At 62.9% G+C, this 13,837-nt stretch carries 12 protein-coding genes and 1 pseudogene; 4 read left to right on the top strand and 9 right to left on the bottom strand.

What is annotated here, in order from left to right:
• Positions 1 to 1,291: 1,291 nt before the first annotated feature.
• Genes GT370_RS15025 through GT370_RS15015 form a run of 3 tightly spaced genes read right to left on the bottom strand, consistent with a single transcriptional unit; the run spans position 1,292 to position 4,933 of the window.
• On the bottom strand, positions 1,292 to 2,965 hold the full coding sequence (locus GT370_RS15025; RefSeq protein WP_270183323.1) for a cation-translocating P-type ATPase: 1,674 nt from the start codon (positions 2,963 to 2,965) through the stop codon (positions 1,292 to 1,294).
• Positions 2,872 to 3,912 (bottom strand): P-type ATPase, encoded by a 1,041-nt coding sequence (locus GT370_RS15020; RefSeq protein WP_270183322.1) that lies wholly within the window; start codon positions 3,910 to 3,912, stop codon positions 2,872 to 2,874. Before GT370_RS15020 ends, GT370_RS15025 begins: the two co-directional genes overlap by 94 nt.
• Positions 3,833 to 4,933: an AI-2E family transporter gene (locus GT370_RS15015; RefSeq protein ID WP_051060283.1), complete on the bottom strand. Its 1,101-nt coding sequence runs from the start codon at positions 4,931 to 4,933 to the stop codon at positions 3,833 to 3,835. The genes GT370_RS15020 and GT370_RS15015 overlap by 80 nt, the downstream gene beginning before the upstream one ends.
• Before the next feature lie 129 nt (positions 4,934 to 5,062).
• Between GT370_RS15015 and GT370_RS15010 the strand changes: the two are divergent.
• Both GT370_RS15010 and GT370_RS15005 read left to right on the top strand, forming a co-directional pair.
• Positions 5,063 to 5,757 (top strand): annotated as a pseudogene (locus GT370_RS15010) (VIT1/CCC1 transporter family protein).
• A 76-nt stretch (positions 5,758 to 5,833) separates the two neighbouring features.
• Positions 5,834 to 6,913: an IS5 family transposase gene (locus GT370_RS15005; RefSeq protein ID WP_083878918.1), complete on the top strand. Its 1,080-nt coding sequence runs from the start codon at positions 5,834 to 5,836 to the stop codon at positions 6,911 to 6,913.
• Between the two features lie 753 nt (positions 6,914 to 7,666).
• Here GT370_RS15005 and GT370_RS15000 read toward each other — a convergent pair.
• Positions 7,667 to 8,011, bottom strand: a complete 345-nt coding sequence (locus GT370_RS15000) for a hypothetical protein (RefSeq protein ID WP_144052720.1) — start codon at positions 8,009 to 8,011, stop codon at positions 7,667 to 7,669.
• 225 nt (positions 8,012 to 8,236) lie between these two features.
• Here GT370_RS15000 and GT370_RS14995 point away from each other — a divergent pair, with 225 nt between their 5' ends.
• Entirely contained in the window at positions 8,237 to 8,671 is a 435-nt protein-coding gene (locus tag GT370_RS14995; protein ID WP_270183321.1) for a recombinase family protein, read from the top strand.
• A 505-nt stretch (positions 8,672 to 9,176) separates the two neighbouring features.
• Here GT370_RS14995 and GT370_RS14990 read toward each other — a convergent pair.
• Genes GT370_RS14990 through pcaD form a run of 5 tightly spaced genes read right to left on the bottom strand, consistent with a single transcriptional unit; the run spans position 9,177 to position 12,808 of the window.
• Positions 9,177 to 10,244 carry a 3-carboxy-cis,cis-muconate cycloisomerase gene (locus tag GT370_RS14990; protein ID WP_008493819.1) on the bottom strand — a complete coding sequence of 356 codons (1,068 nt, stop codon included), beginning with the start codon at positions 10,242 to 10,244 and terminating at the stop codon, positions 9,177 to 9,179.
• 4 nt (positions 10,245 to 10,248) lie between these two features.
• On the bottom strand, positions 10,249 to 10,878 hold the full coding sequence (pcaG, locus tag GT370_RS14985) for a protocatechuate 3,4-dioxygenase subunit alpha (RefSeq protein WP_008493820.1): 630 nt from the start codon (positions 10,876 to 10,878) through the stop codon (positions 10,249 to 10,251).
• 3 nt (positions 10,879 to 10,881) lie between these two features.
• Positions 10,882 to 11,625 carry a protocatechuate 3,4-dioxygenase subunit beta gene (gene pcaH, locus GT370_RS14980; protein ID WP_008493821.1) on the bottom strand — a complete coding sequence of 248 codons (744 nt, stop codon included), beginning with the start codon at positions 11,623 to 11,625 and terminating at the stop codon, positions 10,882 to 10,884.
• Positions 11,618 to 12,022: a 4-carboxymuconolactone decarboxylase gene (gene pcaC / locus GT370_RS14975; RefSeq protein WP_008493822.1), complete on the bottom strand. Its 405-nt coding sequence runs from the start codon at positions 12,020 to 12,022 to the stop codon at positions 11,618 to 11,620. Before pcaC ends, pcaH begins: the two co-directional genes overlap by 8 nt.
• Positions 12,023 to 12,808 carry a 3-oxoadipate enol-lactonase gene (pcaD, locus tag GT370_RS14970; RefSeq protein WP_270183320.1) on the bottom strand — a complete coding sequence of 262 codons (786 nt, stop codon included), beginning with the start codon at positions 12,806 to 12,808 and terminating at the stop codon, positions 12,023 to 12,025.
• 105 nt (positions 12,809 to 12,913) lie between these two features.
• Between pcaD and pcaQ the strand changes: the two genes are divergently transcribed.
• Positions 12,914 to 13,768 carry a pca operon transcription factor PcaQ gene (pcaQ, locus tag GT370_RS14965; protein WP_270183319.1) on the top strand — a complete coding sequence of 285 codons (855 nt, stop codon included), beginning with the start codon at positions 12,914 to 12,916 and terminating at the stop codon, positions 13,766 to 13,768.
• Positions 13,769 to 13,837 lie beyond the last annotated feature (69 nt).

Here is a 13,837-nt window from a genome sequence, read left to right as displayed (position 1 = left end):
GGGCTGCCTGGGGCCGGATGCACCATCCAGCGCGAGGCAAAGGCGGTGGAATCCTCCCGCGTTTGGGCGGCGGCGTGGCGCAGCACCAGCCCCAACCCGCCGCCTTGCTTTGCCGCCAAAGCCAAACGTTTGGCCGCCAACCGCGACAGAGCTTCGCACGCCACGACCCCGCCATGCCGCCGCGCAAAGCCACTTCCGCCGCACCCAGGGCTTCGGCATCGTCCCTCGCCTGGGCAAACAGGCAACAGGCCGGATCAACCCCCGCCCAGGCCAGCCCTGGCGGGTACCAGTCCGGCACAGTGCTTACCCACAGAACAGGCCGTGGCCCCCAGACCAGTCCCAGCAGCAACGCCGCCAGCCCCGCATGTGCCGCCGTTCCCGCCGGCGCGCGCAGCTCATGCACCGCCGGGCAGGCGTGCAGAAATGCCGGAAAGGCGGGGGCAATAGCGAGGTGAGAGATAGAGAACATAACAAGAACACTGAATCCACAACTCAGCCGAAGAGTCGAGTCAGGATTTGTGCGTCTGTACCATGACAGAAGCCGGCCTCTGCCTGATGAAAAGTGAATCGCCCGGCGGACTCCAGGAGCGCAGATCTCGCGGGCGGGCAAGTAGGGGCTTCGGCCATGCAATGGGAGTTTGGCCCCCCCTTCAGGCGGCGAAAAATGCGTGTAAGGTGCGCTTAGTCATAGAATTCACAATTGATCGCGATTTCAGTCAAAGAGGCCGACAGTTTGCCCGGCGCCCAGATCGAACAGGAAGGCGCGCCCCGGCTCCTTTACTTCCGGCGTGATGAAAGCTCCGTTTGTATACTGCAGATCAGAAAGACCTGCGGCTGCACGCGGGATCTACAAGCTGAACGCATTTTCCCGGGCGGACTAATTGAACGACCATGAGATGTATGGCGATGGGTTATTCTCGCGAATGTGATAGGCGGGAGAAATGGGAGTACCGGCCCCTGAAGCAGAGGTGCCTCACTCATACCGAATCGCTCGGCGAGATAAATATCTGAAACTATTTGCTTCATCTTAACTCCTCGCTCTGACATGCCTCACAGAGGTTGCCTTGCGGTTCTATCTGTTGCGCGCCGCGACAACATGTCACTGTAGCGCTCGTGCATCCACATAATATCAAGGATTGCGTATAGCCCAGTGTGATTGCTGAAGCTCCAGAGCGAGAGGGGTTTCCACCCAGGCATCTTTTATGTTTTCTCAAGCAATTTCGCGTGTTTATCTTAACACGCTCGCATCAAGATAAACAGATATCGCTCCAGCCGCCTGCAATGGCGCGCATCAGCCTCGGCGCCATCTCTGCCACGAACCGAGGGCCGCCATGTTCACAGCGAGGCAGGCACCAGCAGCGAAAATCGCGACGGCGAGATCGCGCGCGCTGAGCGGTGAAAAGCCGAATAAATGGCGCAGTTGCGGTACCGTGATAACAGCGCCCAAGGCAGCGACGGCAACCGCCGTGACAATCCCCAGCGCGGGGTTCGGCCGGCGCAGTGCCGCAAGCCCCCTGGCGCCGAGCATCCTGTTGCTCACCACAAGGCCAAGATTTCCCGCCACCAACGTGATGAACGCCATGGCGCGGCCGGCGCTCTCTCCGGCCGCGCCTTGTGCGCCGAGCAGGAAGACGAGCAATGACGCCGCCAAAACCACGACGCCTTGCAGCAGCCCCCCGATGAGCAAGGCCAGGTTGAACAAGGGCGCGCCCGGCCGGCGCGGCGAGCGGGACATGCTGTCGGTGTCGTCCTGTTCCGCTTCAAAGACAATCGATGAAGCCGGATCGATGATCATTTCCAGGAAGACAACATGCACGGGCCCAAGCATCAGCGGCCAGCCCAGCAGCACGGGAATGAGGGACATGCCGGCAATCGGCACATGCACGGCGAGGATATAGGAAAAGGCGCGGCGCAGATTGGCGTCGATCCGCCGGCCAAGGCGGATGGCGGCCACCAGCGAGGTGAAATCATCATCCAGCAACACCAGCGAGGCGGCCTCGCGCGCCACATCCGTACCGCGCCCGCCCATGGCGACACCGATATGAGCGGCCTTCAGCGAGGGGGCGTCGTTCACGCCGTCGCCGGTCATGGCGACGATCTCACCATTGGCCGCGAAAGCCTGCACCAGGCGCAATTTCTGCTCCGGCATCACGCGCGCGAAAACCCGGGTCTGCGCCACCGCTTTGCGCAAGGCGGCGTCGTTCAGCCCCGCTATGTCCTTGCCGGTGAGCACGCGGCCGGTCTCAATGCCGGCCTGAGCGGCGATGGCCAGGGCTGTCGCCGGATGGTCGCCGGTAATCATCGCCATGCTGATGCCAGCCGTCCGGCAGGCCGCAACGGCTTGCGCCACGCCGGGACGCAGCGGGTCGGCAAGGCCGGCCAGGCCAAGGAAGGTGAACTCAAAATCATGCTGGGTCTCTGGCCAGCCTGGTTTGGCGTGAAACCCCTTGGCCACGGCCAACACGCGCAGACCGGCCGCCGCCATCTGCGCGACATCGCGGCGCAGCGCTTCCAGCTCGGCTTCGTTCATATGACAAAGATCCGCGATGGCCTCCGGCGCCCCCTTGGCGGCGATGACATGGGCGCCCTCGGCGCCGCCGCGCCAGCCTTGCGACATTGCCAGCATGTCCGGCTGCAACGGGTAGCTATGCACAAGACTCCAATCGGTGTGCAGATGTTCCGTGTTGGCGAGCCCCTGCTGCCCGAGCCGGTGGAACGCCCGCTCCATCGGGTCGAACGGGTCCGGCCGGCTGGCCAGGATAGAAAATTCCACTACCTCATGGAAGGCTTCCGGCAGTGTCGCCGTGGCCTCGTTCACCTGCAAAATTTCCCCTCCCACGGCCAGACACGCCACCGACATGCGGTTTTGCGTCAGCGTGCCGGTCTTGTCCGTGCAGAGCAGCGTCGCCGTGCCCAACGCCTCAATGGCGGCGGCGCGGCGCGCCAGCACGTGCTGGCGCGCCATGCGCCAGGCCCCAGCACCAGAAAGATGGTGAGAACGAGCGGGAATTCCTCCGGCAGCGTGGCCATGGCCAGGGTGATGCCGGCCAGCACCGCCTGCAGCCATTGCCCGTGCAGCAGCCCGTAGGCCAGAGCCAGCAGTGCCGAGGCGCCGATGCCGACCGCCGCGAACAACCAGACCAACCGGCGCATCTGCACCTGCAAGGGCGGCGGGGCAGAGTCCACGCTGCTCAGCGAATGGCCGATGCGGCCAATGGCGGTGCGTGGTCCGGTGGCGGTGACGCGCGCAATGCCACTGCCGCCGGTGATCAGGCTGCCTGCCCAGACGAAAGGCGAATCTTCGCCCCCCGGCGTGGCGTCTGCTAAGGGTGGCGTGCCAACGAGCTTGCGGACGGGAACAGATTCGCCGGTGAGCAAGGCCTCATCCGCCTGGAGGGCGGCAGCGTCCAGCAACACGGCGTCCGCCGGCACGCGCTCGCCTTCCGCCAGCCCGATGAGATCATCCACGACGAGCTGACGGGCCGGGATGCGGATTTTTTCTCCATCGCGCCATACCTGCGCGTGCGGGCTGGCGAGTTCGCGCAGGGCCGCCAGCGCTGATTCCGTGCGGGCTTCCTGGACAACGACCATGACGACATTGAGCACGGCGAAGCCGAGCAGGATCAGCGCTTCGGCGAGACTGCCCAGGAGCAGATAGATGAGCCCCGCCGCGAGCAGCAATTGCAGCATCGGTTCGCGCACCGCATCCCACGCGATGCGCGGCAAATGGCGGCGCTGGTCTTGCGGGAGCTCATTCGGCCCATCCTGGCGCAGGCGCGCCTCGGCTTGTGCTGTTGTCAGGCCATCGGGGGCGTGGAGGTGCCGGCGGCGCCTAGCATGGGCCAGACACTTCCGGCACGGGAAGACTGCCCGCGCGCCGCGGCGGCGGCGCGCCGAGGATGGTTTCGACATAGAGGATTTCGACGATGACCAGCACCAGCAGCATGAGCGGCGTGGCCAGCAGCACCGCCGAGATGCCAAAGAGAATGCTGAAGCCGACCGTGGAGAGCAGCGAAAGCACTGGCGGCAGCGCGGTGGCCTCGGCCTGCACCAAAGGCGTGATGAAATTGCCTTCGATGAAATGCACCCCGGCATACATGGCGATGACCCAGAGCGCATCGAGCGGCGATTGGGTGAGGGCGACAAGCGTTGCCGGCACCGCCGCCATCACCGCGCCGAAATAGGGGATGAAGGTGAGCAGCCCGCCAACCAGCCCCAGGGCAACCGGCGCCTCGATGCCCAGCGCCCACAGGCCGAGGCCGGACAAGATGCCGATCGTCAGCATCACGATGAATTGCCCCAGCAGCCAGCGCAGCAAGAGCTGCCCCGTCTGCTCGTACAGCCTTGCCGCGACCGCGCGCCGTCCCGGCGGCACCAGGCGGAGGAGCAGGCGCCGATAGAGGTCCGGCTGCGCCGCCAGATAGATGGCCACCAGAAAGACCAGAATGGCGTAGCCGGCCGTCGTCACCGTGGATTGCACGATGATCGCGGCAGCGCGGCCGGCCATTCCGGTGACGTCGGCCGGGGCAATGCCGCGCGCCTGCGTCAGGATGTACGGGCCGTAAGGCTGCTGGCGCAGCCAGTCGAGCGCGATTTTGCTGCCCAGGGGAACCTGGCGGGCCAGCTCGCCGAATTGTCCGGCCGCGACGGTGCCAAAGAAGCTCAGCGCCGCCGCGAGCGCCACGAGGAAAACAAGCACAGCCACGGCCAACCCGCCGGCCGGGCCGATCCTGGTCCATTTGCCGATCCCGCAGGCGGCCCGGCGCAGACCGATGGCGATGAGAACCGCGCCAAACAGCAACAGCCCAAGATCGGCCAGTCGCCACGCCGCTACCGCCAGCGCCGCAAACAGGGCAACGATGAGGACCCGCTTGGCGAAACTGGCAAGCCCGCCATCGCCTGCCATCCGGCTGTTATCATGTGCCTGGTCCAATGGACGCACCTCACGATATGACCCGCGGCAGCAATGGCATGCGCGGGCTATCCATCGCCTTGATTTAGCGCAACATGGGTTCGCGGCGTCGCGCTTATGCTGTGGTCGCAAATGGCGTAGGGTCTCAACATGCAAAAGGTTCACACGGAAAACCACCTGATCGAGCGGACCGGCTGGCTGCGCGCCGCGGTGCTGGGCGCCAATGATGGCATCATCTCGACCGCGAGCCTGATACTCGGTGTCGTCTCCGCTGGCGGCGGGCGTCACGAGGCGCTGGTGGCGGGTGTGGCGGGGCTGGTGGCCGGCGCCATGGCGATGGCGGCGGGCGAGTATGTTTCCGTCAGCTCCCAGGCCGATACGGAAGATGCCGCCTTGGCCAAGGAACGTCACGAGCTCGCCACGGACCACGCATCCGAGCTGGCGGAGCTCGCGCATATCTATGAACAGCGCGGCGTGGACGTGGCGCTGGCGCAAGAGGTGGCCCGCCAGCTCATGGCGCATGACGCGCTGGGCGCCCATGCCAGGGACGAGCTGGGCCTCTCCGAACATACCAGCGCCAATCCCATCCAGGCGGCTTTGGCGTCGGCGCTGACCTTCTCGGCTGGCGCGGCCGTCCCGCTCATTCTCGCGGCCGCCATCGCGCTGCCATGGCTGATGGGGGCATTGGCCTCGGCGCGCTGCTGTGCCTTGCCGTTCTCGGTGCCATCGGCGCCAAGGCTGGTGGCGCGCCGGTGCTCAAACCGGCGCTGCGCGTCACCTTCTGGGGCATTCTGGCGATGGCGGCGACCGTCGGGATCGGCAAGCTGTTCGGCACGCTAGCCTAGCAGTTTGCTGAAAAACTCCTGGCGGCCGGGATTATGATGTGATTCACTTTGGCTGGCAGGTTTTGTGAGGCGTGGGGTGCGGGGTTCTTTTCGAGATCAGGGCGGGATGTTTTCGTATGTTTCACCAGAAACACGGGTTCCGGCGACCCATCCGTTGCGAGCGATCCGTGCTTTGGTGCGGGATGTTCTGCATGAGATGAGCCGCAGCTTTGCCTGGCTGTATTCCAGGGAAGGCCGGCCCTCGGTGCCGCCTGAACAATTGCTGAGCGCGCTGCTGATCCAGGTGCTGTACGGGATTCGCTCGGAACGGCAGTTGATGGAGCAACTGGATTATAATCTCCTGTACCGCTGGTTTGTGGGCTTATCCCCGGATGATCCGGTCTGGAACCCGACCACGTTTAGCAAGAACCGCGAGCGCCTGCAGAACGGCGATATATTCCAGAAATTCATGAGCCGGCTGCTGAACCACCCGCGGGTGACGCCGCTACTATCGGATGAGCATTTCTCGGTGGACGGCACGCTGATCGAGGCGTGGGCGTCGCAGAAGAGCTTCCGGCCGAAGGATGGCAGCGACGATGATGGTTCGGATTTCCACGGTCAGAAGCGTAAGAACGATACCCATGCCAGCACCACCGACCCGGAAAGCCGGCTGTACCGCAAGGCCGCTGGGCGGGAGGCAAAGCTTTCGTATATGGGGCACGCGCTGATGGACAACCGGCACGGCTTGGCGGTGGGTGGCCGAGTGACCCAGGCCACAGGCACGGCTGAGCGTGAAGCCTCGGAAGCGATGTTGAAAGCCAAAGCCAAGTCGGCCGCCGGGCGGATCACCGTAGGCGAAGACAAGGCTTACGATACCGCCGATCATGTCGCCAATCTGCGCGACGCCGGCGTGACACCGCATGTCACACAAAACAACGGTGAGACCAAAACCGGCAGGCACCGCCGCAGCGCGATTGACGGACGCACCACGCGCCATCCCGGTTATGCGATGTCGCAGACCCGCCGGGCGATGATCGAGTGCATATTCGGCTGGGGCAAGCAGCACGGCACGATGCGCAAGACCAAGCTGCGCGGCGTTGCGCGGGTCGCCGGCACCTTCATGCTCAACCTGATCGCCTATAATCTGGTACGCATTCCAAAAATGGTGGCAATATAAGGGACGAGTCTGTCCGCTGGACGAAAAAAGTCCAGAAACCGGCAAGAAACTTCAATCACTTGAACCAAAATCCAGGCCCCAAAGCTAAATCAGAAAAAATAAAACCAAGTTTCGGGGTTTTTCAGCAAACTGCTAGAGCGTATTCCGTTCACGTTGGTGCAGGGAATACGCTCTAGCCTTCTGTTCGAACGAGCAACCTTATCCGATCAAACGAGTCCGTTTGATCGGCGTGGGCTCGCGCGCGGCGATGCCGGTGGCATTGGTCAGGGGGCTGTTCTCGCGTGAGGTCTGCCCATAGGCCTCGTTAAAAATGGTGGGGTTACAACCGCCCAGAAACTGAAACGCGCCGGGTGAAATTCTACGAATATGCTCCGTTAAAAAACGGGGGGATTACCTTGCCTTTGGCTGCGCCGTCTGGCTCGAAGATCACACTGATCTTCTTCGCGGTCAGTCAATGAACTCCAATCCAATGGCTTTTCCCATCACCCATACGCGGCGTACAAGCCGTGGTTCTTGGGTTCCTGCCTGGAAATAGAATGTTTCTGGAACTTGCGTCAGCCATTCAGTCTCAACACGTGCGCCTCTCTTCGAGAGTTCGACAACTAAACAGTCAACACCACTTCGCCGCTCATAGCTAAAAAGCAGCTTGCCTCCCCAAAGAATTCGATGGCGTGCGACCTTTCTCCGATCCTGCGTGCTCGCTGGAAAAGGCAGGATAACACGCGATTCATTCGGTTTCATCTGTAAGATTTTCTAAGTGCCAGCCCCGGAAATACGAAAATTCTTGCACGACAGATCGATATAATCACCTGAATATGACTGATGATAGTCTCTGAACATGTCGAGATATGCTTCCGCCTCTTTCATGGCCTCTTCGGCTGATGCGAAATTCCGAATGCCTCCATTGTCAGCCATGAGGCCCCATGGGCTCAAACCATTTTCGTCAGCCGCGCGTGGAACCATGACAACCCATGGCTTTCTGATGCCCGGACGACTGACTGCGGCAAAGCCTACACAGATGAAGCAGTTCTGCCCACGTTTTTCCCAAACATAGCTAGAAGAGCGATTAGTTTCTTTACTTTTTCTAAAGATATTCATTCTAACCGCCACCATTAGGGGTCCCTTGTGTAAGGGTGGCAATAGATAGGGCAGACAGCTCTATTGTTTGCTTGATTCATCAAGTTTTTGGATCTGGGTTGTCCTTTCGATTGTTAGTGAAAAGGGACCCCTTTTTGTCAATATCCAAGTCACTATTGGTCTTGGTCTCTTCTTCGACTACGCGCCCATAGGCCTGAGAATGTTAATTCGATTATGGGACAGCAAATGAGCAAAATTGGGTATGCCCGCGTGTCAACGGATGAGCAAAATTTGAGCCTTCAAATCGACGCTCTGAAAGCCGTTGGGTGTGAGAAAATTTTCTCTGATCAAGGCATCTCGGGAAGTCTCGCAAGTCGACCAAACCTCAACCGAGCTCTCCGAACCTTAAGGCCCGGAGACAAGCTCGTCGTATGGCGTCTCGACCGGCTAGGCCGGTCTCTGGTCAACCTGATCCAGCTGCTCGATCAACTGGGAGAGAAGGGGGTCCGGTTTCATTCTCTGAATGAGAATATTGACACCACCTCGTCGGGTGGCAGACTGGTTTTTCACATGATGGCCGCTCTGGCCGAATTCGAACGCACTTTAATCAGTGAGCGGACCCGCGCCGGCATGGCTGCCGCGAGGGCTAAAGGTAAACATGTGGGGCGTCCCCGTCATTAACTCATGAGCAGTGCCTCGACGCGATGCGGTTGATCAAGTACGAGAATCACTCGCTCAAATCTGTTGCAGAACGTTACAATGTTACTGCACACACACTGCTCCGCCGGATCAATTTGGAAATCAAACAAAACGAATGTTGCTGATTAACAACGTTTATGTTGTTACGGCCTTATGCTGTTGAGCGCCCGTCACCTCGATCAGCGATAAGCGCTGCTGCCTTTGGCCGGGGGATAGGAGTTCGCGGGTACCTTTGGAGCCGTTGCTCTGGCCTTCAGTGAGCCGCGGCGCTCTTGCTGATCGCCTCAATTGAGGTTGAGTGGCGAGCGCTCTGCGCCGCGGCGGCGTAGGCAAGGAAGCCGCGGGCGGTCCCGCGCGGCAGACGCGATTTGATCATTTGAATATCCCTGTTGAGTCGCCGGGTATCCAGTGGCCGTAAATGGCAGGCGAAAGGCAGGGACGTGCAGTTTTAACGACGATCACCGGCGCCAGGATCTTCATTTACATCTCAAGCACGATCATCGCCGGGCTTGGCCCGGTCGATGAAATGCAGCCGCGCAATCAGCCCCAGCCCGGCTTGCAGCGCCGCCCCGGTGGCGCAGACCAGCTGCGGCAGCACCAGCCATTCCAGCGTCCAGGCAGCGCCCGAACGCTCATTCTCATGCACCAGCGCCTGGTTCAGCGTCCCCGCCAGTCCGCCGGCAAAGCGCGCCAACGCCACCAGATGCTCCGCCGTCACCGGATTCACCTTATGCGCCATCGCCGAGGACGCGCCGCCGCCCTCGATCTTCAGCGCCCCATTCTCGCTCTGCGCCAAAATCGCCGCATCCTGGCCGATCTTGCCCAGCGCCCCGGCGATCATCGCCAGCAGCGCGCCGAACGCCACGATATTATCCCGCGCCGTATGCCAGCATTGCGCATCGCCCAGCCCCAACCGCGCCGCCAGCCTGGCCGCCACGGCATCTGCCGCCGCCCCCAGCTCCGCGCGGTTGCCCACCGGCCCGCCGAGCTGGATCACCAGCAGATTTGGGGCCAGCTCCGCAAGCCGGGCCAGATGCCGGTGCAAAGGCTGTTCCCAGCTCGCGATCTTGTCGCGCGCCAGGATCGGCAGAGCCGCCTGCATCCGGGTCTGCCCCATCAGTTGCACCGCGCCCTGCGCCGCGCTCAAATCTTGCAGCGCTGCGATCAAAGCCGTCAGCCGCGCCGCGAGGATGCTCAGAACCGGCTTCAGCCTTATCGTCAAAGCCGTATCCGTCACATCCTGGCTGGTCGCGCCCAGATGCAGCGCCTTTTGGTGCTCAACAGGCAGCGTCTTTCGTAGCGCTGCGACAAAGCTTGGCCCGAGCACCCCATCCTTGAACAGCCCGGCCCGCAGCGCCGCCTCGTCCGGGGTGAATTCCGCGCAGGCTTGCGCGATGGCCTGCGCCGCCGCGCCAGAGATCATCCCCGCCTCGGCCTGGGCGGCGGCCAAGGCGGTTTCGAACGCCAGCATGGCCCGCAGCTCCGCCGCGGGGGCGAAGAGCGGGGCCAGCTCAGCATCGTCGATCAGGGCAGAGGTGAGGGGCAGGGCGGTCATGGGGTCAGATATCGAAGAAAATCGTTTCTTTGTCGCCCTGCAAATGGATGTCGAAGCGATAGACCGGCACGCCATCCTCCTCACCATCCCGCGCCGCCACCAGCGTCGCCAGCCGCGCCCTCAGCTCGAAGCGGGTAAAGATCGGGTCGGCCTCGTTCGCCGCCGCCTCATCCGGGAAATACATCCGTGTATGCAGTCCGATATTGATGCCGCGCGCGACGATCCAGAGTGTCACATGCGGCGCCATCTTCCGCCCATCGATGAAGGGCACGGCGCCGGGCTTGATCGTCTCGAACCGGTAAATGCCGGAGACGCCATCCACGGGCTGGCGGAACCAGCCGGGGAAATTGGGGTCCGCCGCGCCGCGATGCTCACCCCGGCTGGGATAGAGCCCGTCCGCATCCGCCTGCCAGAGCTCCAGCAGCGCATCCCTCAGCACCGCCCCGGAGCCATCGAAGACCTGGCCGGTGATGATGATGCGCTGCCCATTGGCCGCGGCCGGGCAGGGGGCCAGGCCCAGATCCTGCGCGTAGACATGGTTGATGCCGATGAAATTCGGTGTGGTGCCGATATGCACATAGGGTCCGGCGGTCTGGGACGGGCTTTCTTTCAGCCGGCTCAGCGATTGCACCATGGCTCAGTTTCCTTCCATGCGGTTTTCGAACATCGTCGAGCGGCGGCCGCGCAGCACGATGTCGAATTTATAGGCCAGCGTGTCCATCGGGATGGTCGCTTCGCGGTCCAGCGCCGCCACCAGCTGCGCCACCGCCGCCTTATCGGGGATGCCCATGACGATCGGGCATTGCCAGATCATCGGGTCGCCCTCGAAATACATCTGGGTGATCAGGCGCTGCGCGAAGGCATGGCCGAAGATCGAGAAATGGATATGCGCCGGGCGCCAGTCATTCACCCCGTTCGGCCAGGGATAGGCGCCGGGCTTGATGGTGCGGAACCAGTAGCGGCCTTCCTCATCCGTGATCGAGCGCCCGCAGCCGCCGAAATTCGGGTCGATGGCGGCGAGATAGCTCTCCTTCTTGTGCCGGTAGCGCCCGCCGGCATTGGCCTGCCAATATTCCAGCAGTGCGCCCGGCACCGGCCTGCCATCCTCGTCCAGCACCCGACCATGCACGATGATGCGCGGGCCGATCGCATCGCCGGTGGTGGCGTAATTGCGGATCAGGTCGTTATCCAGCTCGCCCAGCATGGCATGGCCGAAGACCGGCCCGGTCATTTCCGAGAGCGTGTTGTTGAGCGAGAGCAGCGCGTGTTTCGGGCTGCGCAGCACCGAGGTCTTGTAGTTCGGCGTGAAGGCGGGCGGGTGCCAGGCGCGGTCGCGCTGGTAGAAGCCGCCATTATGGTTTGGCGCGGGGGCGTTACGCATTTCTGTCCTCCTTTGGCGCCGCCATTTCGGCATAGGCCTGGGCGGCGATCTTGAATGCGTGGTTGGCGGCGGGCACGCCGGCATAGATGGCGACGTGCAGCAGCGCCTCCTTGATGTCGTCCATGCTGGCCCCGGTATTGGCGGTGGCGCGCACATGCATCGCCACCTCGTCATGATGGCCAAGGGCCGCCAGCAGCGCGATGGTGAGCATCGAGCGTTCGCGCAGGGGAATGGTGCCGCGCGACCAGACATTGCCCCAGGCGGCCTCGGTGATCAGCTCCTGGAAATCCGCATTGAAGGGCGTGGTGTTGGCCACCGCCACATCCACATATTTGTCGCTCAGCACCTTGCGGCGCGTCTTCATCCCCTGGGTGTAGCGGGGGGAGGGGTCAGGCATTCAAATGCTCCTCGAAATGCCGCGCCAGCAACGCCAGCAGCGCGGCGGGCTGTTCGGCGGGGGGATATGGCTGCAATGTTCAATCAGCTCGAAGCGCGCGCCGGGAATGCGCGCCGCCGTCGCCTGCACCAAAGCGGGCGGGGTGGATTGGTCGCCATCACCGCAGACCACGAGGGTCGGGGGGCGGATGGCGGCGATTTTGTCGGTCAGATCCGCCGCGCGCAGCGCCGCGCAGGCGGCGGCGTAGCCGTCATTCGGCGTGCCGCACAGCATCTGGATCCAGCCCTGCAGCTCCACTTGCCTTTCGGCATGGAAGGCGGGGGTAAACCAGCGCTCCATCACCGGCCCGGCGATGCTGGCCAGGCCGTTTTCCGTCACCGCCTTGATGCGGGCATTCCAGCTCGCATCATCGCCGATTTTCGCAGCGCTATCACAGATGACCAGGGCGGTAAGGCGCTCCGGCGCCTTCAGCGCGATCTGCTGGGCGATCAAGCCGCCGATGGAGAGCCCGACAAAGGCGAAGCGCGCCAGCCCGAGATGATCCGCCAGCGCCAGCGCGTCATCCGCCAGCATCGCAATGCTGTAGGGGCCGGGGGCGTTTTCCGAGAGGCCGTGGCCGCGCTTGTCATACAGTACCACCCGGTAGCGGTCAGAGAGGGCATGGGCGATTTCGTCCCAAAGCCGGCAATCCGTGCCGAGCGAGTTGGCGAAAATGATCGCCGGGGCGTCGGCCGGTCCGGCCTCGCGCCAATGCAGCCGCACATTATTCAGCTGGGTGAATGCCATGTTTCGTTTCCTCCTGGGCGCGTGGCCCCGTTGCGATTGACTAAAATACTTTCAGAGTTTCATGTAAAATGAGATATTTCACATAAACCATAACCTGGGGGTTATATGCCAAATCTGCGTGGCGAAGGGCTCGACCCCCGCATCAAGCTGCGTCACCTTAGCGTGTTTCTGGAAGTGGTGCGTACGGGCAGCGTGGTCCAGGCGGCTTCGGCGCTGGGGCTGACCCAGCCGGCCTTGTCCAAGACCATCGCCGAGCTGGAAGAGATATTGCAGGTCAAACTTTTCGACCGCGCCGGCCGCAAGCTGAGCCTGACCAGCTTTGGCGAGGTGTTCCAACGCTATGCCGGCGCCAGCCTGACGGCGCTGAAGCAAGGCATGCGCTCGATGGCGCAGGCCCGTGACGATCAGGCGGCGGCGTTCTCCATCGGCGCGCTGCCCACCGTCTCGGCGCGTATCCTGCCGCGCGCGGCGGCGCGGTTCATGGCGCAGGGTCTGGGGTTGAAGCCGCGCATTGTCACCGGGCCGAACGGCTATCTGCTCTCCCAGCTGCGGCTGGGGGAGGTGGATCTGGTGATCGGGCGGATGGCGGAGCCGGAGATGATGCGCGGCTTTGCCTTTGAGCATCTGTATGAGGAGGCCATCGCGCTGGTGGTGCGGCCGGCGCATCCGCTGCTGAAATCGCAGCGCTTCGATTTGGCGGCGATTGCCAATTACCAGCTTTTGATGCCCCCGCCCGGCTCGATCATCCGCCCGACCGCGCAGCGTTATCTCACCGCACATGCGCTGGGGCCGTTCGCCGGGGAGATCGAGACCATCTCCGACAATTTCGCCCGCGCCTATGTGCGCGCCTCGGATGCGGTGTGGATCATCTCCGAGGGGTGGTGGCGGAGGAGCTGGCGCATGGGTTTCTGGCAAGGTTGCCGGCGGATACCAGCGCGACGCTGGGGCCGGTGGGGCTGACCACCCGCACGGATGTGCAGCCCTCCTTGCCGGCCCAGCTTTTCGCCCAATCCGTCCGCGAAGCGGTGG

The sequence above is a fragment of the Acidocella sp. MX-AZ03 genome (assembly GCF_027626035.1).
Classification (GTDB): domain Bacteria; phylum Pseudomonadota; class Alphaproteobacteria; order Acetobacterales; family Acetobacteraceae; genus Acidocella; species Acidocella facilis.
Note: the sequence above shows the minus strand (reverse complement) of the source record. Positions and strands in the feature narration are given on the sequence as shown.